At 41.9% G+C, this 25,390-nt stretch carries 22 protein-coding genes and 1 other RNA gene; 7 read left to right on the forward strand and 16 right to left on the reverse strand.

What is annotated here, in order from left to right; all coding sequences use genetic code 11:
• The first annotated feature begins 398 nt into the window (after positions 1-398).
• Both ACFW0C_RS02075 and ACFW0C_RS02080 read left to right on the forward strand, forming a co-directional pair.
• Positions 399-1,586 carry an acetyl-CoA C-acetyltransferase gene (locus tag ACFW0C_RS02075; protein ID WP_378104938.1) on the forward strand — a complete coding sequence of 396 codons (1,188 nt, stop codon included), beginning with the start codon at positions 399-401 and terminating at the stop codon, positions 1,584-1,586.
• A gap of 97 nt (positions 1,587-1,683) precedes the next feature.
• Positions 1,684-2,601, forward strand: a complete 918-nt coding sequence (locus tag ACFW0C_RS02080; protein WP_378104940.1) for an MBL fold metallo-hydrolase — start codon at positions 1,684-1,686, stop codon at positions 2,599-2,601.
• A 322-nt stretch (positions 2,602-2,923) separates the two neighbouring features.
• Here the strand turns inward: ACFW0C_RS02080 and ACFW0C_RS02085 are convergent, their stop codons facing one another.
• Both ACFW0C_RS02085 and ACFW0C_RS02090 read right to left on the reverse strand, forming a co-directional pair.
• Positions 2,924-3,712 carry a 2-keto-4-pentenoate hydratase gene (locus ACFW0C_RS02085; RefSeq protein WP_378104942.1) on the reverse strand — a complete coding sequence of 263 codons (789 nt, stop codon included), beginning with the start codon at positions 3,710-3,712 and terminating at the stop codon, positions 2,924-2,926.
• A gap of 172 nt (positions 3,713-3,884) precedes the next feature.
• On the reverse strand, positions 3,885-4,883 hold the full coding sequence (locus tag ACFW0C_RS02090) for an NAD(P)H-quinone oxidoreductase (protein WP_378104943.1): 999 nt from the start codon (positions 4,881-4,883) through the stop codon (positions 3,885-3,887).
• Between the two features lie 277 nt (positions 4,884-5,160).
• On the opposite strand from ACFW0C_RS02090, the gene ACFW0C_RS02095 reads away from it, so the two are divergent.
• The 3 genes from ACFW0C_RS02095 (at position 5,161) to ACFW0C_RS02105 (ending at position 9,299) form a co-directional block, all read left to right on the forward strand.
• On the forward strand, positions 5,161-5,556 hold the full coding sequence (locus ACFW0C_RS02095; protein WP_378104944.1) for a (deoxy)nucleoside triphosphate pyrophosphohydrolase: 396 nt from the start codon (positions 5,161-5,163) through the stop codon (positions 5,554-5,556).
• Between the two features lie 42 nt (positions 5,557-5,598).
• The gene (locus ACFW0C_RS02100) at positions 5,599-8,451 is read left to right on the forward strand and encodes a DUF3427 domain-containing protein (RefSeq protein ID WP_378104946.1); all 2,853 of its coding nucleotides are present in this window, start codon (positions 5,599-5,601) and stop codon (positions 8,449-8,451) included.
• A 149-nt stretch (positions 8,452-8,600) separates the two neighbouring features.
• Positions 8,601-9,299: a GAP family protein gene (locus ACFW0C_RS02105; protein ID WP_378104949.1), complete on the forward strand. Its 699-nt coding sequence runs from the start codon at positions 8,601-8,603 to the stop codon at positions 9,297-9,299.
• Between the two features lie 62 nt (positions 9,300-9,361).
• Here ACFW0C_RS02105 and ffs read toward each other — a convergent pair.
• The 11 genes from ffs to tadA form a co-directional block, all read right to left on the reverse strand.
• An RNA gene (gene ffs, locus ACFW0C_RS02110) (signal recognition particle sRNA small type) lies at positions 9,362-9,461 on the reverse strand.
• Between the two features lie 176 nt (positions 9,462-9,637).
• Positions 9,638-10,273, reverse strand: a complete 636-nt coding sequence (locus ACFW0C_RS02115; RefSeq protein WP_378104950.1) for a V-type ATP synthase subunit D — start codon at positions 10,271-10,273, stop codon at positions 9,638-9,640.
• Between the two features lie 6 nt (positions 10,274-10,279).
• Complete coding sequence (locus ACFW0C_RS02120) at positions 10,280-11,662, reverse strand: V-type ATP synthase subunit B (RefSeq protein ID WP_338191158.1); 1,383 nt, start codon at positions 11,660-11,662, stop codon at positions 10,280-10,282.
• Entirely contained in the window at positions 11,662-13,437 is a 1,776-nt protein-coding gene (locus ACFW0C_RS02125) for a V-type ATP synthase subunit A (RefSeq protein WP_378104953.1), read from the reverse strand. The genes ACFW0C_RS02120 and ACFW0C_RS02125 overlap by 1 nt, the downstream gene beginning before the upstream one ends.
• Positions 13,438-13,492: 55 nt before the next feature.
• Complete coding sequence (locus tag ACFW0C_RS02130) at positions 13,493-13,804, reverse strand: V-type ATP synthase subunit F (protein WP_326132729.1); 312 nt, start codon at positions 13,802-13,804, stop codon at positions 13,493-13,495.
• A complete protein-coding gene (locus ACFW0C_RS02135) occupies positions 13,794-14,795 on the reverse strand; it encodes a V-type ATPase subunit (RefSeq protein WP_290491368.1) in 1,002 nt (333 codons plus the stop codon). Before ACFW0C_RS02135 ends, ACFW0C_RS02130 begins: the two co-directional genes overlap by 11 nt.
• Positions 14,796-14,813: 18 nt before the next feature.
• Positions 14,814-15,383: a hypothetical protein gene (locus ACFW0C_RS02140; RefSeq protein WP_290491367.1), complete on the reverse strand. Its 570-nt coding sequence runs from the start codon at positions 15,381-15,383 to the stop codon at positions 14,814-14,816.
• A 44-nt stretch (positions 15,384-15,427) separates the two neighbouring features.
• Positions 15,428-15,907 (reverse strand): V-type ATP synthase subunit K, encoded by a 480-nt coding sequence (locus ACFW0C_RS02145; RefSeq protein WP_269104883.1) that lies wholly within the window; start codon positions 15,905-15,907, stop codon positions 15,428-15,430.
• Positions 15,908-15,939: 32 nt separating this feature from the next.
• Entirely contained in the window at positions 15,940-17,895 is a 1,956-nt protein-coding gene (locus tag ACFW0C_RS02150; RefSeq protein WP_378104958.1) for a V-type ATP synthase subunit I, read from the reverse strand.
• Positions 17,882-18,208 (reverse strand): hypothetical protein, encoded by a 327-nt coding sequence (locus ACFW0C_RS02155; RefSeq protein WP_378104960.1) that lies wholly within the window; start codon positions 18,206-18,208, stop codon positions 17,882-17,884. Before ACFW0C_RS02155 ends, ACFW0C_RS02150 begins: the two co-directional genes overlap by 14 nt.
• Positions 18,209-18,301: 93 nt before the next feature.
• Positions 18,302-18,853 carry a tRNA adenosine(34) deaminase TadA gene (tadA, locus tag ACFW0C_RS02160; RefSeq protein ID WP_378104962.1) on the reverse strand — a complete coding sequence of 184 codons (552 nt, stop codon included), beginning with the start codon at positions 18,851-18,853 and terminating at the stop codon, positions 18,302-18,304.
• 264 nt (positions 18,854-19,117) lie between these two features.
• On the opposite strand from tadA, the gene treP reads away from it, so the two are divergent.
• Together treP and treC are read left to right on the forward strand one after the other, a co-directional pair.
• Positions 19,118-20,620, forward strand: a complete 1,503-nt coding sequence (gene treP / locus ACFW0C_RS02165) for a PTS system trehalose-specific EIIBC component (protein ID WP_378104964.1) — start codon at positions 19,118-19,120, stop codon at positions 20,618-20,620.
• An 81-nt stretch (positions 20,621-20,701) separates the two neighbouring features.
• Positions 20,702-22,372 carry an alpha,alpha-phosphotrehalase gene (gene treC / locus ACFW0C_RS02170; protein WP_378104966.1) on the forward strand — a complete coding sequence of 557 codons (1,671 nt, stop codon included), beginning with the start codon at positions 20,702-20,704 and terminating at the stop codon, positions 22,370-22,372.
• Between the two features lie 292 nt (positions 22,373-22,664).
• Here treC and treR read toward each other — a convergent pair whose 3' ends face one another.
• From treR to ACFW0C_RS02185, 3 genes are all read right to left on the reverse strand, one after another.
• Entirely contained in the window at positions 22,665-23,381 is a 717-nt protein-coding gene (gene treR / locus ACFW0C_RS02175; protein WP_378104968.1) for a trehalose operon repressor, read from the reverse strand.
• A gap of 51 nt (positions 23,382-23,432) precedes the next feature.
• Positions 23,433-24,428 (reverse strand): nucleoside hydrolase, encoded by a 996-nt coding sequence (locus ACFW0C_RS02180; RefSeq protein WP_378104970.1) that lies wholly within the window; start codon positions 24,426-24,428, stop codon positions 23,433-23,435.
• Between the two features lie 105 nt (positions 24,429-24,533).
• Positions 24,534-25,385: a prephenate dehydratase gene (locus tag ACFW0C_RS02185; RefSeq protein WP_378104972.1), complete on the reverse strand. Its 852-nt coding sequence runs from the start codon at positions 25,383-25,385 to the stop codon at positions 24,534-24,536.
• Between the last annotated feature and the right edge of the window lie 5 nt (positions 25,386-25,390).

Below are 25,390 nucleotides of genomic sequence, written 5' to 3' on the forward strand. Positions count from 1 at the left end.
GACCAACATGACAATGCATACAGAATTTACAATTATGACCAGTACATCTTGGTCAATGACCTCTACTGATCACCAGACACATACATCTTTATTATTATTATTAGCTAACTAGGATTGTTCCAACATATGGAAGAGTCCTATTTCTCGTGAATGCGGGCTCTTAGCTAGTAAGACTGCGAGCCGCATAAATGGTTCGCAGTCTTTTTTGTTTCTGATGATTAGCTTTTAAGTGAATTTGATTAACATAACGCACAATATCTGGTTCCAAAAGTCAGATTTATCCGGCGCTTTCCAAAATACGCCATTTACCTATAGTAATTGTTCGGAGTTTGGTCCAGCGCATATATTCTAATCGACTTTTGCCACACCTCAACTTAACCCTCGAAAGGAGTTTTCAAATGCAAGATGTCGTAATCGTAGCTGCACAAAGAACCCCCATCGGATCATTCGGTGGCGTATTTAAAAATGTTTCCGCTGTTGACTTAGGTAAGGTAGCCGTTCAAGGTGCCATGGCTAAGGCCAACATTGATCCAGCCATAGTAGATGAGGTCATCTTCGGTAACGTCTTAAGCGCAGGATTAGGTCAAAACGTTGCCCGCCAAGTTGCAGTCGCTGCCGGAATCCCAGTTGAAAAACCAGCATTCGCTGTCAACAAGGTTTGCGGTTCAGGTTTGAAAGCTGTCGCCCTAGCCGCCCAAAGTATTATGGTGGGCGAATCGAAAGTCGTGGTTGCTGGTGGGACCGAAAATATGAGCCAAGCGCCTTACATTGTTGAAGATGCACGTTGGGGCATGCGAATGGGTGACCAGAAAGTGGTCGACACTATGATTAAAGACGGTTTAACCGACGCCTTCAACAATTACCACATGGGGATTACCGCAGAAAATATTGTAGAAAAATATGGTTTTACTCGAGAAGATCAAGATGCCCTAGCCGCTTCCAGCCAACAAAAAGCGGAAGCAGCCATCAATGACAACAAATTCCAAGATGAAATTACACCCGTTTCCGTTCCGCAAAGACGCGGTGACGATATCCAAATCGAAGCAGATGAATATCCAAGAGCTGGCGTTACCCAAGAATCATTAGCCAAATTAAGACCAGCCTTCAAGCGTGACGGCGGATCTGTCACAGCAGCCAACTCTTCTGGTATTAACGACGGGGCTGCAGCCATCGTCTTAATGTCCAAGGAAAAAGCCGAAGCGATTGGCGCTAAACCACTGGCTACTATAAAAGCCTTCGCAAGTGCCGGCGTTGACCCTTCAATCATGGGAACTGGTCCAATTCCAGCTACCAGAAAAGCACTGGATAAAGCCCAATTGACTATAAAAGACATCGATTTAATTGAAGCTAACGAAGCTTTCGCTGCCCAAGCCTTGTGTGTATTGCAAGATCTTGATGCAGATATGGACAAGGTCAACGTGAACGGTGGCGCTATCGCCTTGGGGCATCCGATTGGCGCATCCGGCGCCCGCATCTTAGTTACCCTAGTTCACGAAATGATCAAACGCCAGTCGACTTATGGCCTAGCTACCTTGTGTATCGGGGGTGGCCAAGGAATATCCATGATTATCGAAGGGAACTATTAATCGGCTATGACACCAGCTAAGGGCTGAACCCCTTTTGACAATTGAAAAATGACTCGTATTTAGAAACCAAAGCATACATATAAAGGAGATTTTTATTATGATTGACACATATACTTTCCACGACATGACCCTATCTTGGTTGAATGGCGCGATGATTGGCACTGACGGCGGGACAATTTTCGGTCCTGTACCACGAGCACTTTGGGGTCGCTACTATCCATATAATGATCAAAACCAAGTGGCTGAGGTTTGTGACCCGATTGTCATCCAATACCAAGGGAAAAACTACATCATTGATGCATCCTTTAACTTGGATAAATTCAATGAAAAAGGGAAACGAAATGTTGGACTTCAACAAGAAGGTAACATCCAAGAAGACTTTGAAACGCTTGGGATTACGCCTGAAGATATTGACGTTGTGATGATGACCCACATGCATAACGACCATGCCAGCGGTTTGACTTACTTTGAAGACGATCAATGGCAATCAACCTTCCCTAATGCTACGATTTATATCTCTGATATCGAGTGGGATGCGGTAAGACATCCGAATGCACGGACTAAGAATACTTATCCGAAAGAAAATTGGGAAGCCATCCAAGGACAAGTAGCAACCTTTACGGATAGCATTACCATTGCTGAAGGGATTACCATGGAAGTGACAGGTGGTCATAGTCCAGGTCATACCATTATTCGTCTTGAACAAGCTGGCGAAACTATGCTACATATGGCAGATATCCTACTTACATTCGTTCACACAAACCCACTTTGGGTCGGTGGTCTAGACGATTACCCAATGGATTCTATTTCAGCTAAACAAGAATTGATGCCAGAAGCCCTAGCCAACAACTACCGCTTTATATTCTACCATGATCCATACTACCGTGTGGTTGAATACACTGAAGACGGGAAAAACATCCAATACGCTATGACGTCATCGCGCGATGTCTTTATCCCATTCACTGACCAACAAGACCGGGTCCCAAAACAAGTTGAAGCAGCAGTCATTAAATAAAATATTATTGCAGCTATCAATGAGCCAGATAAGTTAAAATATCAATCATCCCTGAGCAAGTTTCTTCTATATATAAGAGGTGCCATTTAATTGCCCTATTGTATAGAAGAAACTTGCTTTTTTAGTTGTGAGAAAAGCCACTTAGAATTGACGCATCTAACGCATTTAGGCGCGTACACGCTAAAGCCTAAACGCTCCAACAAGTTGGACTAAAATTGGCTTTAAATTACTAAAATCAACCACAAAAAAACCAGCTAGCTCAGGCGCTTTTCGCACGATACTAGCTGGTTTCTACTTTGCCATTAGCTGGCCTTTAGTCTACTTATTCGACTACTTCAAAAGAAATGTCGTCCATGGTATCGAATTTCACTTCGACCTTGTCCCCAATTTCAATCTTGTTAGCCTTGGTCATGCCACCGGTCATAATTGGCACGCCGGCCTCTAAAGTCACGCCACGTTTATACAAGGCGTTGGCTAGGAAGACCACCGCATTGGCTGGATGGTTGGCTACATCCTTCCCAATCCCTTCATCAATCTTCTCACCATTGATATAAACAACAGCTTTTTCGTTCAAGATATCCACTTGGTCTAAGCTGAAGTGGGTATTTGAATAAACTGCCCCCTGACAAGAAGTGTTGTCAGCAACCACATCTTCCAAGGAGAAGCGGAAACCGTGATAGCGAGAGTCTACTATTTCAACAGAAGAATAGACATAGTCAATCTTGTCCATGACCTCTTCAAAAGTTACATTCTCTTGGTAGATATCCTCCTTCAAGACAATAGTCACTTCCGGCTCAATACGGGGGTGGATAAACCGTTCCATCGACAAAGGTTCCCCGTCATAAGAAATCATATACTCAAAGATGTGAGCATAAACCGGCTGATCAATATTCAACTGTTTAATCTTAGCCGGTGACGTCAAACCAATCTTGTAAGCTGCCGTCTTCCCGTCTGTTTCTTTCTTCAAAGCTACGACCAAATCTTGGATATCATAAGCCTCTTGCTCATCGAAGGAAACATTAAACACCTCCGTCACATTATCAATCGCCGTCTTATTCTTCTCCGCATCATACAAATACTGTGCAATCTCCTGCATCTTCGACTCTTCCATACCTGTCAGCTCCTTTTAATTCATTAAAAAATCATGATAAATATTAATCCCATTGTATCAAAACTGACAAATAAAGCAATCTGTTGTCTCATTTATTTTTAATGAAAAAGGGCATTTGCCCCAATTGCTGGCAAACACCCTAAATCACTTCACTCAATAAAATCACGAAGCTTTAGTCTTCTAACTTGATAATGATTTTACCTAAGTTTTTGTTGGCTTCCATATATTCATGGGCCTCCGGCAAGCGGTCAAAAGCCATGACCGTGTCAATCACTGGTTGAACAGTACCGTCTGCAATTAAAGGCACGACCTCTTTATTGACGTCAGCTACTAGGCGAGCCTTGTAGTCGTCTGACCTCGGTGACAACAGGGTGCCTTGGAGTTTCACCCGCTTAAAGAACAATTGCCCCATATCAAAGTCTGGGACCTGTATGCCCCCAAGAACACCGATTAAAACCCAGCGGCCGTCTTGACCAATAGCGGACGCATTTTTATTAGCATAGGACGCCCCAATGAAATCTAGAATGACATCGACACCCTTCTTGTCAGTTGCTTCAGAAATCACGTCGGCGAAATTTTCTTCCTTATAATTGATGATGGTTTGCGCACCTAATTTTTGGGCTAAGTCCAGTTTATCTTGACGGCCGGCGGTGGCAAAAATTTCTGCCTTGGATAGGTGGTTGGCCAATTGGATAGCTGCTGTTCCGACACCAGAACCCGCTGCATGGACAAGAATCCGTTCACCCTGCTTCAAGTCGCCAATCCAATACATGGTTTGGTAGGCAGTCATGAAGGCTTCTGGAATGGCGGCAGCGGTTGTAAAAGGTGTGTCTTTAGGGAAAACCATGGCACGACTTAGGGGAATACGGGCGTACTCAGCATATGCGCCGTGGGTAATAATCCCCGCTACATGGTCGCCAATAGCAACATGACTAGGTTCCACGCCGTCTGGATGAATATCTACCACTTCACCAGCAATCTCAATCCCAATCACCCGGTCTTCAAGGCTAGCATCCGGCTTCAAACTGTGCCTAGACATGACATCATGGCGGTTAAGCCCAATTGCCTTGACCTTGACTAGGGCCTCACCCGCTTGTGCTGTCGGCCTGTCGATTTCTTGCAGTTCAAAATTCTCTGGGCCACCTGCTTGATTGAGTATCCATGCTTTCATCCAATCCACTCCTTTTTGTATGTGTATTCGTCCCTATCATGATAAACCATTTGCGGGCAATTGATAAGTAAAGGAGTTTATGATCTTTCTTATTCGATGAGGGTCCGGTAAAATGATCTATATATTCTAGGTACGAGACAACCCGTTAATTGATGAACGTTGGAAGTTTAGGGTAGTGGCTGACAATGCCAGCTCAACCTAAACTGAAACGCAGTCATCTATGGTTTGTCGAACCCGATTTTAATGATTATAAAAAAACAATTGAAAGGTGATATGAATGAAGGATATCTATGTTGTTGGGGCCATTTTGATTAAAGACCAGCGAATTTTATGTGCCCAACGCGGGGGCGAGAAGTCTTTAGCCTACTTATGGGAGTTTCCTGGAGGGAAGATTGAAGCTGGCGAAACTGCGCAAGTAGCCCTTAAACGTGAATTAGAAGAGGAGTTGAAGATTCAGGTTCAAGTATCCCCAGAGATCTTTGATTCATCAGCCTACGAATACGATTTCGGACGCGTTCACCTCACAACAATTATCTGCCAGCTTGAGCAAGGTGAGCCCTTTTTGACGGAACATAAGGCCATCAAGTGGTTGAAGCCTAGCGAATTGAAGTCTTTAGACTGGGCGCCAGCGGACCTGCCTGCTGTAGATAAGTTATCACAAATTACGCTATAGGTTGAATTGTAGACAGAATTTTAGGATGTTTTGGAGGTATATATGGATTTATTAGCGCAATCTTTGCGGCATGCTTTTATTGATCAACGGCAGTTGGGGCATGCCCAGTATGACCCTGAGTTGATTATTAATCAGCCTGATGAGAATATCTTCCTATTAAATACCTTGCAGGAGGAATTGGCTACCAGCGAAACTTTTACATTTTCTGTGGCATTTGTGACAGAGAGTGGTCTCAATACGCTGAAAACCCACCTCTTTGATTTACACCAACGAGGGATAAAAGGTCGGTTAATTACCTCGAACTATTTGGACTTTAACTCACCAGATATTTTCAAGGCCTTGCTGAAAGTGCCTAATTTGGAAGTCCGCATTTCTGACAAAGAAGCTTTTCACGCTAAAGGGTACTTATTTGAACACAAGGACCACGCTTCCTTTATTATTGGGTCGTCAAACTTAACCAACCATGCCTTGAAAACTAATTACGAGTGGAACGTTAAACTGACTACCTACCACCACGGGGCCATTATCCATCAAATGCAGGCCCATTTAGACAAGGAATGGGCGAGTGCGCAGCCTTTAACTGAAGACTGGATTCAAGCTTATGCCACTTCCTTCCAACCGCCTAAATACCGTGATACTAGTATCTTACTGGATCCAGCCAAGCACTTTATCGTGCCTAATAAGATGCAACAGCCAGCCTTAGATAGTCTTATTGAATTACGTCAAAATGGCGCCGACCGTGGCTTAGTAATCGCGGCTACCGGGACTGGTAAAACCTACCTAGCGGCTTTTGATGTTTTGGAAACCAAACCCGAAAAAGTCCTTTTTATCGTCCACAGGGAACAAATCTTACATTCCGCAATGGTCTCTTTTAAAAAAGTGATGCATGCAGAATCAGATGATTTATTTGGTTTTTATACAGGTAACAAAAAGGATAGGCAAGCTAAGTATATTTTCGCCACCCAACAGACCATTACCCGCGACCAACATTTACACCAATTTGACCCAGAAGAATTCGATTATATCTTAGTAGATGAAGTTCACCGGGCCGGATCTGCGTCTTACCAACGGATTTTTGACTACTTTAAACCTAAATTCCTACTTGGTTTAACGGCTACACCTGAGCGTACAGATGGCTATAATTTATATGAACTCTTTGACTACAATATTGCCTATGAAATCCGTCTGCAAGATGCTCTTGAAGCTGACTTACTAGCCCCCTTCCATTACTTTGGGGTGACCGACTTCGAAAAAGACGGCGAATTGATTTCTGAAACCACCCAATTGAAGAACCTAATCCTAGATGAACGGGTTGATTATATCATGAACAAGTTGACCTACTATGGTTTAGATAAAGACAAGGTTAAAGGCCTGGTCTTCTGTAGCCGTAACGAGGAAGCCAAGTCCCTATCCGACAAATTCAATGCCCGTGGTTATAAAACTGTCGCCCTATCTGGTAGCGATAGCCAAGAAATGCGAACCAAGCAGGTGAATCGGTTAACTTCAGGTCTCTTAGACTATATTTTTACAGTGGATATCTTTAATGAAGGGATTGATATTCCAGAAATCAACCAAGTGGTCATGTTGCGTAACACCCAATCCAGCATCATTTTCATCCAACAAATGGGGCGTGGGCTTCGTAAGCATGATGATAAGGAATTCGTGAATATCATCGACTTTATCGGCAACTACAAGAACAACTACTTGATTCCCGTAGCCCTGTCTGGTAATTCAAACCGCAGTAAGGATGCCATGCGGAAGACGACCGTCAACACCAACTTTATTTCCGGTTTATCCAATATCAATTTCGAGAGCATCGCTAAAGAGCGGATTTTTGATTCTATAAATACTGTGAAACTAGACTCCATGAAAGAATTGAAAGAAGCCTACCTTGGCTTGAAAAATGAACTAGGTCGCGTGCCAATGTTGATTGATTTTGAAACAACCAATAGTTTCGACCCTTATCTACTAGCCAACAAAAAGGACAATTACCCCGCTTTCTTGGCCAGCATCAAGGAAAGTGACAATACTCTTTCTAAAACTGCTAATGATATCTTGAAGTTTTTATCGCGGGAAGTTTTACCTGGCAAACGAGCGCATGAACTTGTCTTATTGAGTGAGCTCGCTAAAGAAGGTGTAGATACATTAAGCTTGGCCAAGATTCAAACCATTTTGGCCAAACATGACTTAAAACATGACCCAATTACTGTGCAGTCAGTGGTGCGAACCTTGTCCACCGATTATTATGCCGGTAGTTCAAAGAAAACTTACCAACCTGGGCAAGTCGTGACCATTGTAGACGAGGGGATCAGCTTAAGTCCTGGCTTCCAGTCAGCAAAGAATGATTCGACCTTTTTGCATCATTTAAATGACCTAATCACTACGGCTACCTTATTAAATGACGGTTATGACAATTCGGCAGACTTAACCTTGTACCGAAAATACGGCCGTCGTGACGCCCTACGTCTGCTCAAATGGGAAACTCAATTGGTGGACCAGAATATCGGGGGCTATACTCAGGATAAGAAACGGAAAATTTTTACAATTTTTGTGACACTGGATAAAGGCGACGACTTTACTGGTGCCCAAGTCGCTTATGAAGATGCCTTGTTAGACCCACGGACGATGACTTGGTTCACGAAAGCGCCAAGGACACTAGCTTCTCCTGAGGTGAAAATATTACAGGATGCGGACGACTGGCAAATTCATATGTTCATTAAAAAGGATGATGATGAAGGCATCGAATTTTATTATTTGGGGGAAGTGACACCTGATGTTTCGACGATTACCCAACTTAAAAAACCGAGTGGTGATGGTGAAACCCGGAACGTTGTGGAGATGAACTTGCATTTTAAAGAAACTATTCCAAGAAATCTCTTTAACTACCTACAGTAAACTACCCTTGCCCGCCTATGCCTATTTTGATAGGATAGAAACATATTTATAAAACGACTATCGCCGGATAGATATTCTAGTGCACATAGGCCCTTCAAATTGAAGGTGTGCTACTTGGATGTCTGTCTGGTTTTTTTAGGAGGAAATTTATGTTTGCAGTGTTCACAACGACTTTGATTGCTGGCCTAATCGATGGCATTAATCCATTTGCACTCACCCAGCAATTCATTTTACAATCTAAAATTAAATCACCTTATCATATTTTGTACTTTATCTTCCCCATTGGACTAGGAAACTTTTTAATCGGGATAATCTTCTATTTTGGTTTTTCTGACTGGATTTTCCAATCCTTCAATTGGATCAACCACCATCATCCATACACCTGGCGTTACCTAGCGTTGGCAGCCAGTCTTTTGATTATCGCTTATTTAAGTTATACCCACTTGATAAAAGACCAACCTGCAACAAGCCAAGAAGAGGTCCAAAAGGAAGCCTTTACCCAAGCAGAAGAAACGTACTTATCAGCTGGTGCAATATTCATGCTTGGTATCGCCTCTTGTCTAGCTGAAATCTCCTCAATAGCGCCATATTTAGCCTTATTAAGCTACTATGCAACTGTATCGATTACTGATCTACAAGCAACGCTTCTACTGGTCTTTTATTCCTTTGTCTTGTTTGTATTACCTATGTACGGCTTATTGTTAATATCCCTATTCTTTAAAAGCCACCTAACGACTATTTATAGACGAATTGCGAGCTGGATGGATTTCTTTATCATTCGTATCTTGCCGATTATCTTAATTTTGATTGCTATTGCGTCATTCTGGTATGGCATAAAAATTTTCTAAAATTGTCCATAAAAAAAGCCAAGTGTGAATGGACACACTTGGCTTTTGGCTTTTAGCCGTTTAAATTTATACTAACTTACAGCACAGGATAGACAATGCTTAGGGCTGCTTGGTTCCCCATCTGACCCGGTTCACATCTCTACCCTTGCCGCAAGGCCTTTCGGCAATCTTTATTATAGCATTTTTATTACTACTTTGTAAAGAACTTCTTCCAAAGTACGGCCACATATGAAAAGAAACCAAACCAACAATATTGGCTTGGTCTCTAATTCTGAAAACAACATGTTAGTGATAGGTAAAACTGAGGCGAGGTCTGCGCAACTCTCGCACCCTAGTGTTTACCCCATGTCCTTAACTTTAATCATCCGCGTGATGGATGCACGTTCGTTTTCGTCAAGTTTCATTTGGATATACTTGATGGTTTCCTTGATGTTTGGAATCATCCGGTATTCTAAGGCATTTACTCGACGTCTTGTGGATTCAATTTCCGTTGCCATTAATTGACATGTTTTTTCAATTTCGCTCAATTTTAACAGCTTAGGCATGACATCGTTCAAGACCTCAATAGCATCGTCTAATTCACTAGATGTGTTTAGGTAACCATACTTCACTTCGTTGTTGCTCTTTTGATCGTCATCGTCGTATGAGAATGACATCTTAGGTACGTCAACGCTCATGATATTCTTCTTGGCAATTTCTAAGTTGACTTGTTGAGTTGGTAAGGCCACGATTTCTTCCATAAAGGCGTCATTCATTGATGATGAGGCCAATACGAAGTTACCTAAGGCACCAGACAATTCGTCTTCTACCTCATTGCGCAGGCGGTTATTTTCTTTGATTAGTTCTATAAACTGACGCATTAATTCGTCTTGTTTATCTTTAAGTAAGTCATAACCATTTTGAGCAACTTTTAAACGGTCTTTTAATGTGCTCAGTTCCATCCGTGTTGGTTTGACATTTAGCGCATTTGCCATTTAAAATCACTCTCCTTCAGTTGAAGGCATATATGTATCGATTAAATCATCTTTAATACGTGTTAATTCTGTACGAGGCAAGATTGCTAGTAATTCCCAAGCTAGGTTTAAGGTTTCTTCAATCGTACGGTTGTACTCAAAACCTTGGTCAACGTATTTGTCTTCAAATGCTGTGGTAAATTCTACGTATTTCTTATCTGTTTCAGATAGGGCAGATTCACCCAGTACTTGAGATAATTCTTTAGCTTGTTTACCTTTCGCATAAGCAGCAAATAGTTGGTTCATTGTTGCAGCGTGGTCTTTACGTGTTTTACCTTCACCGGTACCTTTATCTTTTAGACGAGAAAGTGATGGCAATACGTTGATTGGTGGCTCAATACCACGTGCATCAAGGTCACGGTCTAAGATAATTTGCCCTTCTGTAATATAACCTGTTAAGTCAGGAATTGGATGGGTAATGTCATCCTCTGGCATAGACAGGATTGGAATCTGCGTTACAGAACCTTTAGACCCTTTGATACGGCCAGCACGTTCATATAGTGTAGACAGGTTGGTATATAAGTAACCTGGGTAACCACGACGTCCTGGTACTTCACGGCGGGCTGCAGATACTTCACGTAAGGCTTCACAGTAGTTAGTCATGTCAGTCATGATAACCAATACTTGCATGTCTTTTTCGTAAGCTAGGTATTCTGCTGCTGTTAAGGCAATTTTTGGTGTTGCTAAACGTTCAATTGAAGGGTCATCCGCTAAGTTGATGAACAATACTGAACGGTCAATAGCACCTGTTTCACGGAATGATTCCATGAAGTATTCAGCCTCTTCAAAGGTAACCCCCATTGCTGCAAAGACAACGGCGAATTGGTCGTCGTCACCTAGTACAGTGGCTTGACGTGCGATTTGGGCAGCAAGCTCTTTATGCGGTAAACCTGAACCAGAGAATACAGGTAATTTTTGGCCACGAACTAAGGTGTTCAAATGGTCAATTGTTGAGATACCAGTTTGAATAAACTCATCCGGGTAGTCACGAGCCATTGGGTTAATGGCTTGACCATTGATGTCACGGCTTTCGTCAGCGATGATTTCTGGACCGTTGTCGTTGATGTTACCAAGTCCATCGAATACACGCCCAATCATATCTTCAGACACGCCGAATTCAAGTGGTCGTCCTTGAAACCGTACTTTGGTGTCTTGTAAGTTAATACCAGAACCACCACCATAGATTTGTACGACTGCGCGACTTTCTTCTACTTGAAGCACTTGTCCTAGACGTTTTTCACCGGTTTGTAACTGTACTTCTACTAACTCATCAAAACTAATGCCTTCAACGTCTTCTACAATCATTAGGGGACCATAAACGTCGGAGATAGATTTATACTCTTTTAACATTATGCGTAGCTACCTCCTTTCAAGATTTCTGTCATAGCTTCTTTAATTTCATTGTTGATAGCGTCAATGCGGTCTAATTGATCTTCTGGGATAAATTTAGAACGCACGATTTTTTCGCGTAAGTCGACTGTGTTGTCAGCAATTTCTTGGTAGTAAGCACCTTTTTCCATTGCTTGGCGCGCTTCTTGGTCGAAGGTTAAAATGTTGAATAACATTTTCTCTTGTTTCTTCGCTGAAGTCGTTGTATCTACGTCATCAAAGGCATTTTGTTGTAAGTAACCTTCACGAATCATGGCTGCGATGAGTAGGGTCATTTTATCTTTTTCAGATAAGGCATCAATACCAACTAATTGCACAACTTCTTGTAAGCTGTCTTCTTCAGTCAGGATATTCATGGCTTTCTGTACCCATTGGCCCCATTCAACGCCTAATTCTGCCGCTACACCCTTGTAGATTTCTGAATCATACAATGAGTATGAGCTTAACCAGTTAATGGCTGGGAAGTGGCGTTGACGAGATAGGTTGGCATCTAATGACCAGAATACTTTTACAACACGTAAGGTATTTTGTGTAACCGGCTCAGATGTATCCCCACCTGGAGGCGACACAGCACCAACTGCTGTAACTGACCCTGTACGGCCTTCGCTACCTAAAGTACGGACGATACCAGCACGCTCATAGTATTCTGCAATACGAGAACCTAAGTAAGCTGGGTAACCTTCGTCACCAGGCATCTCTTCTAGACGACCAGACATTTCACGAAGTGCTTCCGCCCAACGAGATGTTGAATCGGCCATAATCGCTACTGAGTAACCCATGTCACGGAAGTATTCAGCAATTGTGATCCCTGTATAAACAGAAGCTTCACGGGCTGCTACCGGCATGTTTGAAGTGTTGGCAATTAACACAGTACGCTCCATGATTGATTCACCAGTTTTTGGGTCAACCAATTCAGGGAACTCGTTAATTACGTCAGTCATCTCATTACCACGTTCACCACAACCAACGTAAACAACGATATCAACATCTGCATATTTTGCAATTTGGTGTTGTACAACTGTCTTACCGGCACCGAATGGCCCCGGAACTGCTGCTGCCCCACCTTTTGAAATTGGGAAGAATGTATCGATAACACGTTGACCTGTTGTCATGATTTTATTTGGCGAGTATTTTTCGGCAAAAGGACGACCTTGACGAACTGGCCATGTTTGCATCATTGTGAATGATTTCTCGCCTTGCTCAGTGTCTAAGACATACACGTTATCTTCTAAAGTGTAGTCGCCTTCTTGAATTGATTTCACTGTACCTGAAACGCCAACTGGCACCATGATACGGTGTTCAATTACGGGACCTTCTTGAACAGTACCCACAATGTCACCACCTGTAACTTGTGTGCCTGCTTCAACAGTTGGGGTAAAATGCCACACTGCTGAACGGTCTAGGGGCGCTACTTGCACACCACGTTCTAAGTAGTTTGATTCGGTTGAATCCATGAACTCTTGTAATGGTCGTTGGATACCGTCAAACATTTTCGTTAACATACCAGGTCCAAGTTCAACTGATAATGGTTGACCAGTTGTTTTTACTACTTGGCCAGGTTTAAGACCAGAAGTTTCCTCGTATACCTGAATTGAAGCAACATCGCCGTGCATTTCAAGGATCTCCCCTGTTAATTGTAGGTCACCTACTAAACAAATATCACGAACAGCTGCTTCTTCCATGCCACTTGCTTTAATCAGTGGACCGGAAACTTCAATGATTTTTCCGTCTTTCAAGACTGTTCCTCCCTCTTATCGTTTTCTATGATTTTTCATTTGTGTATTTTGATTCTTATAGGATATTTTGACCAACCGCTTTTTCAACGTTGTCATTTACACGAGACTGCCCGATACCCAAGCTTCCTTTGTGTGAAGGAATCAGAATGATTGCTGGGGTAACTTGTGTGTCGTAAAAGGCAATGGTGTCTGGAATTTGCTGTGCGATTGTTTCGGTCAAATAGATCACACCATAGTGGTCGTCTGCCATTTTCCGGATTGTTTCACGGGCTTGTTGGCTTGAAATCACTGGATAGGCGTCGAAACCAATCAATTGGAAAGGAACAACGACGTCTTTTTCACCGACTACACCGATTTTATAAGCCATAAATAGGTCGCATCCTTTCTTCAACACTTTTTTGGTCTAGATCATATTCTTTGGCGTTTAAAATAAGTCTTAGATTGGCTACTTCATTTTCTTTGAAGTAAATGTAAGCCAATACAGGCATTGGGCCAAATGGTACCCAAGCTGCCTGACGAATTTCTTCAGCCTCGATTTTCTTGATTTTCTTATCTAATTTCACCACATCAATTGGATCATTGGCGCTGATACGGTCATTGATTTTACCAGCGAATGGTAAGCTGGCAAATTTATCCAATACGCGGTTATAGTCTTTACTCGTTGCTAAGTCGACTAATTCTACCTCTTCAAAAGTCCCATCATCAGATAAAACTGCTTCTAAGAACCCACGAGAACGACCCTGTTTCATACCACGAACAACCATAGACAAGTTTTCTAAATCAATCATCATCAATAGGGTATTCGCCATATCTTGATCATCCGATTTGTCGGCGATGTCTCTTAAATGACCTAGGTAAGACTGGTCCAATAGGATCGAAATACCGTCTAGGTCATGGTATTCTTCGTAGTAATCACGTGCATGTTGAACCCCAACTTTCATCACTTCCGGGAACTGGTTACCTTCACCGGTTTGCATTAGGGTCCTTAAGGCTTCGATTGAAAAACGGCCGATGTTGATATACATGTGCGAGAAATCGCGTTCTGTATACCATTCTTTGAACAACACTTTTAAATTGTGGTAGCTGTAACGCAAGGCAAATACGTCTACCACTTCATCTACAGGCGTTTCTTCATATAAACCAGCATACATTTCACGTAAATCACGGGTTAGGAACCCTTCGAAATCATGTGTTTCTCCGATATTTTCAGGGATATGGTAGTTCATTTTACGTAGGGCAGCAAATACATCTTCAAGGGAGTTGGCACGTAAAAGTGCGTCATAGTCTTCTTTTGCTAGCAAACTACTTTCTTTTACACGAATGGTTGTATCCAGTTGTGCATATGTAGCGTTTGGCATTGCTATCACTCCCCTTTCTTAGAATGCTTGTTTCACTAATTTTGGCGCTAGTGCTTTTTTCTTTTGGTCAATGATTGATTCAAAAGTAAAGTTATAGTCCACTTCTTCGTTACTTAAAATAAAACCTGAACGCTTAGGAAGGAAAGTGTCATCTAACTGAATAGATGGGTTTAAGGCTTTCACTTGATCAGCGTCGAATTGGTGTTGGCTGAATTCACCTACTGTTAACGTAAGGTTCTCAGTACCAGCTACTTGGTTTAAAGCGCCTTTGATAAAACCTGTAAACTCTTCGCTTGATAATTGTTGTAATTCAACAATAGCTTGGTTATAGACTTTTTCTAGTAAGGCTTGTTTGGCTTGTAATTTATCATTACGTAAGACGTTTAAGAAGCTTTGTTTTTGTGTTTGTAATTTTTTTGCTTCAGCGTTTTCGATGTGTTGCTTTTCAGCCACAATTTGGGCATCGTTTTGCGCTTTGGCTTTGTTGATTTCTTCATTCATTTCAGCTTCAAATGCTTTTAATGCTTCTTTTTCTTCCTTTTCAGCATTGGCTAGCACTTGGTCGACTAAAGTTTGAATATCTGCCATTCGACTTATTCCTCCTTCTTTTGGTTTTTCTACTTGATTAGTGATTAACCAACAGAAAGTACTAATAATAGAGAAATAACGAATGCTAAGATTGCGTAAGTTTCAACCATGATAGAGTAGATGATTGCGTTAGATACGTTTTCAGGACGTTTGGCTAGAATTTGGATACCTGCTGTTGCAGTATGCCCTTGCCAACGTGCTGAAACTAAACCTACTAAACCAATAGGGATACCTGCTACAAAGTATTGTAGTCCTTGAGTTAAGTCTAATCCTGCACCTAATTGTAAGTAAATCATGATCCCAATAACGAAACCATACAAACCTTGTGTACCGGGTAATAGTTGCATGATTAATGTTTGGGCAAATTTTTCAGGTTGATCTTTAACCAAAGCAGCTGCAGCCGCACCGGTTTCACCAACACCACGAGCAGAACCCATACCAGAGAATATTACGGCAATCGCAATTCCGACCATAGCAAAGATTTGGCCACCATTTTCTACAAAAAATTCAATCCATGTATTCATTATTTAAAAACCTCCATTTTGTTGTCTTTTTATTAATTTTCTTTTACATCTTTAAGAGAAACAAATTCTTGTAAGGTACGGATCGGTTTAAATGCACGACCGCCACCTTCATAAAACTTACCAAAGAACTCAACGAATACTAGACGCATACTATGAACATAGGCAGATAGTAACGATAAGAACATATTAAATAGTTGTAAAGCGATAATCATCAAGATACCAGCTGAAAATCGAACCGGCACTGGCAAGATGTTGAACAAGATATTAAAGGACATGGCGATTGCGCCACCTGAAATACCTAAAGCCATTAGTCGTGTATAAGAAACGAAATCCCCAACATATGAAGAGACGCCGTATAAGTTATACAAACCAATCACACCACCAACGGCTTTGTTGTCGTTGGTAAACATGGGTACTAAGATAATACCCGCTGCTGAAGCGATGGCTAACCAAGTGGCTACTGTAATCAACATATCCACACCGGTCATAAATCCAGTAATACCAATAGCTAGCGCTATTAATAGAGCTAACCAACCCATACCGTCATTATAGGCTGAGGCATAGTCCTTACGACTAAGCTGTAATCTGATATTTAAGCATAAACCTACAAAGATGTGAATGTACCCAATCGCTAATGAAATAATCATCAAGGTTAAGGCATCCTCAGTTGGATTGATGACACCGAATGGTAAAGCTTCACCGAATAGGGATCCGTAAGCTAGACCAATTAACATCGTCGGGTAGGATAGAATATGTCCAAATTTTACAAAGCGTTTGGTACCCTTCCGTAAATCCATAACCTTCAAGGCAAAGAATGTCCCAATCCAAAGCAATAGACCGTAACCAAAATCACCCATCATCATCGCGAAGAATAACATGTAGAAGCCGGCTACCCAGTTTGTTGGGTCTTTCTCCCGGTAATTTGGTAATGAATACATTTCTGTAATCATTTCAAATGGTTCTACAATCGAAGCGTTGTGCAATTTAATTGGCACTTCATCTTCTTTTACTTCTTGCTCAGTGGTTTCTTCTAGAATCACTGCCACTGAATGTGGATCAAAGGTTTCCTCTAAAACCGATTGTAAGTTTTCAACCTGTGCTTCTTCAACCCAGCCACTGAATAAAGATAGCTGTTGGTTATCATATGAAAGTTGTGCTGCGTTTGCACGTTGACTACGGTTAAAAAATTCTTCTACCGCTAATTGAATAGTGACTTTAGATCCTTGCATGCTTTTAATATCTTTCACAACGGCTTCTTCATCTTTGATGAGTTGTTTCCGTTCACTTTCCAATGTTTGGAAGGTCTCTTCTGGGGTTTGTCCGTAATTGAACGCCACTTCAGAGAAATAATTTTCTGCAAGACTTGCTTGCAAATTGTCGTGGTGACCTGGTAAAGCAACGACTGCGATACCAATTTCATTCTCGTTAGCAAACACTTCTTCAACGGCTACATCATCTATGGCTTTTAATTGTTGCCAGTGGTGCCGGTTTTCGTCATTTGGAATCGTTCCTAGACGAACATCGAATAGTTTTAACTCTTGTAGAGATTTCGGATCGACATCTAAGGCCCGCCATTTAGCGATGGTTGTTTGTTCATCTTCAATCCGTTGGCGTTGGTCTTGAATGTCGTTACGCTTTTGTCTTAAGGCTTCGACTTGTTCAATCAATTGTAAAGCTGCTGCTTCATCCACAGTTTCATGAAGTTCATCCATCGTCATTTGTGGGCGTTTAGCAGTAATTTTATCTTTTAAAGATACCTTTTGTTGGTATTGACTTAGATAATGTAATACTTCGCGTCCGCGTTCATAAATGACTTGGTAATCTTGATCACTTTGGTAGTTATTGTTGAAGGTAAAGTCTTGGCCGGTTACCTTTATGGAAAGGTCACTAACTTGTATATTTTGCATCGTTTGTAAGGTGTATAACAATTGGTCTTTGTTAGTTGGTGCCGTTACAATCGATACTTTTTGCATCTTAGCGATTGCCATAGCTATTTTTCACCTCCTCAATTACAAGTGAGACTAAAGATGGCAAAGCGCTTTGGAATTGATTTTCAATTTCCGCAATCTCTTGATCGTTCTTCGCTTTTTCTTCAGATTTGTACGCTTGTAAAACTTTCTCATTTTCGGCACGCTGCGCTTCTTGATAATCTTTTAAGATTGTCTCTTTTTCAGACGCCATTTGGCTTAATTTGCGATTCTTGTCTTCTAATAAACTTTCTCGCTTGCTTGCATATTTATCACTTAGTGCTTGTGTTGCTTTCTCAGTATCGACAATTTTTGCTAAAGTTTTGCTGGACACCCAATTCACCCCCTAAAACCGTTATAACAAGTTAATTATAACAAAAAAACGCTTTTTTTTAAATGTAAACGCTAAATAGCTCACAATGCCTTACTATTTAGTATCTTGACATCTCACTTGGTTTTCTACTTTTGGTTTACGACTCGAATTTTTGCGTTTCTTGCGTAATTCAATGAAAAAGTCTTGTAATAGTGCCTGACATTCCTCATGCATGACACCACCAATAACTTCAACTTGATGGTTAAACCGACTATCAGCCAGTAAATTCATCAAGGTTCCTGCCGTGCCACCCTTTTGATCGTAAGCGCCAAAATAGACACGTTTGATACGACTTTGTATCATGGCACCTGAACACATGGGACAAGGTTCTAACGTCACATACAAGTCTGCTTCTGCTAGCCGCCACGATGCCCGATTACGGTTGGCTTCTTGTATAGCGAGGATTTCCGCATGGGTTGTTGCAACCTGGCTTGTCTCACGTAAGTTATGGCCACGCCCGATGATTTCCCCCTGGTAAACGACAACTGCCCCAATTGGTACTTCACCAATAGCCGCTGCCTTCTTCGCTTCTTCAATCGCTGCCTCCATAAAAACATCTTGGTTCCCGTCAAGTATATTGAATTTTGTATCCTTTTCTTCTGACATTCCACACCTCTTTTCGGTCTAAAACATGCCATAATCATACCACTACAAAGGCTTGTAACCAACTGATAGCTAGGGCTTTCCGGCCTTTTTAACTACTTTCTTCCTATTAAGTATAGCCCTATAAAAAAATTTTTGATTGAGTGATTTGACTTGATTTGAAACCGTTATCATTATATAATGTTTTTGTAGATAACTTGTATAGACAAGTTTACAATTATTATTTGGATATCATATGGCATTTTTTGTTATAAAGGAGGAAGAAAAATGAGTGATTTTAAACAGGATGCTAAAGCCTTACTGGATAATATTGGGGGTAAGGAAAATATTAACGCCGTTACCCACTGTGCGACGCGTATGCGGTTTGTATTAAATGATCCTAAACAAGCAGATGTTAACGCTATTGAAGACATCCCTTCTGTTAAAGGGACATTTACCCAATCTGGTCAATTCCAAGTTATTATCGGAAACAAGGTGGCAGATTTTTACAATGATTTTGAAGCGGTTTCAGGTGTTTCTGGTACGTCAAAAGAAGCGGTGAAAGCTGCAGCAGCTGATCAACAACAAAACTGGATTCAAAAAGCCATGACCTTCTTGGCTGAAGTATTTGCACCAATTATTCCAGCAATTATCGTCGGAGGTCTTATTTTAGGTTTCCGTAACGTGCTTGAAGGGGTGCCAATGGAGTTCCTTGGGCAAAAAATTGTTGATGGTGTTGCGCAAACGATGGGTGATGGTTCACCTCAATACAACACAATTGTTGATGTTTCAACATTCTGGGCCGGCGTGAACAGTTTCCTTTGGTTACCGGGTGAAGCCATTTTCCACTTCTTACCAGTTGGGATTACATGGTCAGTAACACGTAAAATGGGGACCACACAAATTCTTGGTATCGTATTAGGTATCACATTAGTTTCACCACAATTACTAAATGCTTATGCTGCGCCAGACGCTATCTTAGCTGGTGAAGTACCACAATGGGACTTCGGTTTCTTCCAATTAGATATGATTGGTTACCAAGCCCAAGTATTACCGGCCATGTTCGCAGGTCTATCACTTGCTTGGCTTGAAAAATTCTGGCGTAAATACATCCCAGAGATGATTTCAATGATTTTCGTACCATTCCTATCATTAGTACCTGCCATTATCTTGGCGCATACAGTTTTAGGCCCAATCGGTTGGACTGTAGGTACTTGGATTTCTAGTGTTGTGTACGCTGGTTTAACTGGACCTGTTTCTTGGTTATTCGGTTTAATCTTCGGTGCCTTATACTCTCCACTTGTAATTACTGGTTTACACCATATGACAAACGCGATCGATACGCAGTTAGTGGCTGACTTTGGTGGTACTGGTTTATGGCCAATGATTGCCCTATCAAATATTGCCCAAGCATCTGCCGTTATGGCGATTTGGTGGACCACTCGTCACGACGAGAAAGAAAGTCAAATTACCATTCCATCAGCTGTATCAGCTTACTTAGGGGTAACTGAACCAGCAATGTTCGGTGTAACCATTAAATATGTATACCCATTTATTGCAGCGATGATCGGTTCAGGGTTAGCTGGTTTGCTTTCAACAACAGTTGGCATTACAGCGAACGCTATCGGTGTTGGTGGTTTGCCTGGTATCTTAGCGATTCAATTCCAATACTGGGGTTGGTTCTTACTAGCTATGGCCATCGCCATCGTTGTACCATTCGCACTGACAATTGTATTTAAGAAAACTGGATTCCTAGCTAACAACAAAATCGATTTCAACATCAAGTTCTAGCATTAGCCAGATAGATTCAAGTTTCACGCTCGCCTTGGATGCCCCTGGGCGAGCTTTTTTCTAAAAAAGGAGGAAGACACAATGACAAATGATTTAGGGAAAAAGGTAATATATCAAATTTATCCAAAGTCTTTTAACGACACGGATGGGGACGGTTTTGGTGATCTTAGAGGCATCATTGAAAAATTAGACTACCTAGAAACACTAGGTATCGACATGATTTGGATGAACCCTTTCTATCCATCGCCACAAAATGATAATGGTTACGACATTTCAGACTACACAGCCATCGACCCACGCTTTGGGACTATGGATGATTTTGAAGAATTAGCCCGTGAAGGAAAAAAACGTGGCATCGACCTGATGCTGGATATGCCTTTAAACCACTCTTCTACTGAACACGAGTGGTTCCAAAAAGCCCTAGCTGGCGACGAATACTATCAAGACTTCTATTACATTCGGCCCGCTCAAGAAGACGGGTCTTTGCCAACAAACTGGGAATCTAAATTCGGCGGCCCTGCTTGGGAACCATTTGGCGACACTGGCAATTACTACCTGCACCTCTTCGACGTGACCCAGGCTGACCTAAATTGGCATCATCCAAAAGTGCGCGAAGCCCTATTCGATGTTATCCGCTTCTGGATCGACAAGGGGGTTTCCGGCATCCGCTTTGACGTTATGAACGTGATTGGTAAGAGCGAGGTCCTAGAAGACTCAACTGGTGGCCCAAGTTCTACCCAAGAAAAACGTTTATATACGGATACAGAAAATTCACACGCTTGGATTCGAGAAATGGCTCAATCTACCTTTGGGGATATCGAAGGCTTTGTCACAGTAGGTGAAATGTCGTCTACAACAGTTGAAGATGGTGTCCGTTACACCAATCCTGCAGAAGAGAAATTAACTATGATCTTCTCCTTCCACCATTTAAAAGTCGACTACAAAGATGGCGAGAAATGGTCTAAAGTTGATTTCGACTTCCAATCTTTGAAAGACATTTTAAACGAATGGCAAGAAGGCATGTCAGATGGTAACGGTTGGAATGCCCTATTCTGGAACAACCATGACCAACCACGCGCTAACTCTCGTTTCGGTGACACCGAAAACTATCCATACGAAACAACCACCATGCTTGCCCAAACTATTCACATGATGCGCGGTACGCCTTTCATCTTTGAAGGGGAAGAAATCGGTATGACCAACCCAGATTTCGACGACATCAACGACTACAACGACATCGAAACCTTCAACAACTACCAAATCTTATTAGATAAAGGTGTTTCTGAAGAAGAAGCGATGGAAATTATTAAATTTAAGTCCCGCGATAATAGCCGGACCCCAATGCAATGGGATGATTCAGAAAACGCGGGGTTTACCACTGGTACACCATGGTTGAAAGTAGCTGACAACTACAAAGATATCAACGTGAAGAAGGAACTTGAATCAGGCAAAATCTTCCCGTACTATCAAAAATTAATTCAATTGCGCCATGAACTGCCGATTATCCAAGACGGTGCTTACCACGAATTACTGACCGACCATCCAGAAGTATTAGCTTACTACCGGACTTATGGCGACCAAATCTTGTATGTCTTCTCACACTTCTATCCAGGCACTAGTCAAGTTGACCTACCAGAAAGTGTTGATTTAACCCGTAACTATGACAAGTTATTAGGGAACGGTGATTTAGGCAAAATGACAGCCTCATTCGAGCTAGGACCATATGAAACAGTTGCATTCCTTTCGAAATAGGGTACATAACATCCCTTTAAAATGGGTAAATGAAAAGGAGTTGGATTTTTCCAGCTCCTTTTTTGCGACGACCATTACATGTATACTTTTATCTACTTTTGAGCGTTCTCTGTGGCAAAATGGCAAATAGACCTGAGCATACTGTACATCATCATTCAAGTAGAGACGATGGCAATCAATAGCCTAAACTGGCATCATCTAAACATTCGCTATTGAATAAAAACACCCTCAACTTTGCCAAACAAGGCTGGTTGAGGGTGTTTTTCCTATCTATCGCACATTAACGCACGGGTTATTGGGCTGTCCGGCGCGCAAATTCTGCAAATCTAAATTTGTCGATCCGGTGATGGGATGAGGTATATTGAAAAAAGGTGGCATCCTCTAAGTATACATGGCTGTTGACCTGGATGATAAAATCATCCGGGCCAATGGCCATTTGCTTTTGATCTATATCATCCGCCTTTTTGGCCACAATTTCCTTATTGGCAAAGGATATTTGTAAGTCCAATTCTTGTTCAAAGTATTGATAAATGGACACTTCCGCAATTTCATCTGGCACCTCGTCTTGGATAACGGATACGCGGAGGTAGTCGTGGTCAACAATGACCGTTTCACCTGCCATTTCACGAGCCCGAATCAAATGGATGAAGGGTTCGCCCGCTTCAACCCCGTCTTCACCCACGAGAAAGTCAGGTGCCGGCACACGTTTATTACTCAAAACTCGGGTTGCAGTTTGGAAGTGTTGGGATTCCTGCAATTCCTTGTAGGAAGTTAAACCGGATATGGGAAAAGAAAATCGGGCAAAGTCTAGGACGATAGCCCCTTTACCTTGTTTCTTCTGGATAAAACCGGTATCTTCTAATCTTTTCTGTGCTTTTCGAATAGTTTCGCGCGATACGTCGTAAGTCTTGGCCAAGTCATTTTCACTCGGAAGTAACCGGCCTACAGGGTAGATGCCCTGGTGGATTTTATCTTGAATGTCTGCGGAAATAAATTCGAATTTGTACATTTCCGTCACCTACTTATCTAGCTTCATTCTGTGTGTTCTTTTCGCTAGAAGTTAATCCAGCATGTCTAGGTATTGATGGTATTTGTCTTCGCCAAATAGGGTTGAAATCACGTGGGCTTTATAGGCTTCCAGGTCGAGATCCATTGCGATGTAGACGTTTTTTGGTCGGTCAGTAAGCTCGTCAAAGTCAATGACGGTCTGGCCGTAGGTATACTCACCTTTGGTTTCAATGACCAAGTTAGTATGGTAGACTTCGGTCAAAATTTCTGGGTGCAGGTAGCCAACAACTGCTACTAAGTCATGGATGACGATCCCGATTTTGCCTTCGTTTTCAAATGAGTTCAGGACATAATCATCAAACATTTCACGTATCATCCCGCCTAGTTCACCGCCTGCTTGACGTATAAATTCTAAGTCGTTCATATCTAGTAAGGATGGTCCGGTAACATCTAAACCAACCATTGTAATCGGGACAGATTCACCCAAAGCTTGATAGACGATATCGACTGAAACTGGGTCAAACCAATAGTTAAATTCCGCTACCGGGTTGGTGTTCCCGTCAAAAGCAGCTCCACCCATAGACATGATTGACCGGACCTGTTTCATGGTCGCTAAGTCTTTTTCAACTGCCAAAGCAATATTCGTTAGTGGTCCTAAGGTAATCAAATCGATTTCACCAGGATATGCTTTAACTTGTTCAAGAATGAAATCCACTGCGTGCTGATCTTGAATCAAACTTTCATCATAGGGGAAATCAACCCCTCCCATTCCGTTTGACCCGTGGATATTTCCAGTCGCATTCTCTCTTGGCGGTTTGTTATCTTTTAAAGAGGTGTAATCGTTGTCAGCGCCCGGATAAATCTTCACGCGACCATCGAAATAAGTAGATATCCGAACCGCATTCGTGGTGGTCATATCCAATCCCTTATTCCCAGCAACCGTAGTGAAACCTAAAATTTCCAAACTATCGTCCGATAAGGCCGTCATCAAGGCCGCTGCATCGTCAATTCCTGGGTCCGTATCAATAATTACCTTACGTTTATCCATTAAAATTCCTCCTATATCCTATCTGTCTATACAAATCCATTGTAACATGTAAGCGGTTTATTATATAATAATATAATTTTGCCAAGAGGAACTCGTGTCGTTAATCTAACGATTTTGTTTAAATTGCGCTACCACTTGAATATGGGTTGATAATGCTTTTAAAATCTTCTCTAATGACTCTAAGTCCCCAATCATATTGCTTGGGTCTGCTTCAATAAAGAAGCCGTAACGGAAGGGTTTCATTGGGATTGGACGGGCATTTAATCCGTCCAAGTTGATTCGGTAAACATCTAATACCTGTAGTAACTTGGCCAAAGCACCTGGTTCATGCGGTGTTTCAATATATAACATGATCTTGTCATGGGTATTGGTCATATCGATATTGTCGTATCGTTCAAAGACTAAAAACCGCGTCATATTCCCTGATTCGTCGTATGCTGCTGGTTCTAGCGCTTGTAAACCGTGCAATTCACCCGCACGAGGGCTGGCAATCGCTGCTTTCGTTGGGTCATCTTCTTGCACAATAAATTCAGCAGAAACAGCTGTATCGATATAGGCCACTGGTGCCATGTTTGGATAGCGGTCAAATAATAATTTACATTGGGTCAAAGCTTCTGGATGAGAGTAAACTTCCGTCACTTGATGAATGTCAGCACCTGGTAACCCCCATAAAACATGGTTTACTGGTTGGTAGTGTTCATATTTAGCCAGGACTGGTCGGTAACGGATAATATCCATTGTTCGTGCAATCAAGCCTGTTGTCGAATTTTCAATTGGCATGACAATGCGGTCCACTTTTTCAGCCACTAAGTCATCTACCATGGGTTTAAAGTCATCGTAAGAGATGATTTCTAAACGTTCATCATCAATCTCAACATGCAACTGTTCGCGTACAAAAGCAATCGTTGCCGCCTCACTATACGCACCTGGAATGCCTTGGTAACCAATTCTCATCATTATTT

This window comes from Aerococcus sp. NPDC058936, assembly GCF_042741995.1.
Lineage (GTDB): Bacteria > Bacillota > Bacilli > Lactobacillales > Aerococcaceae > Aerococcus.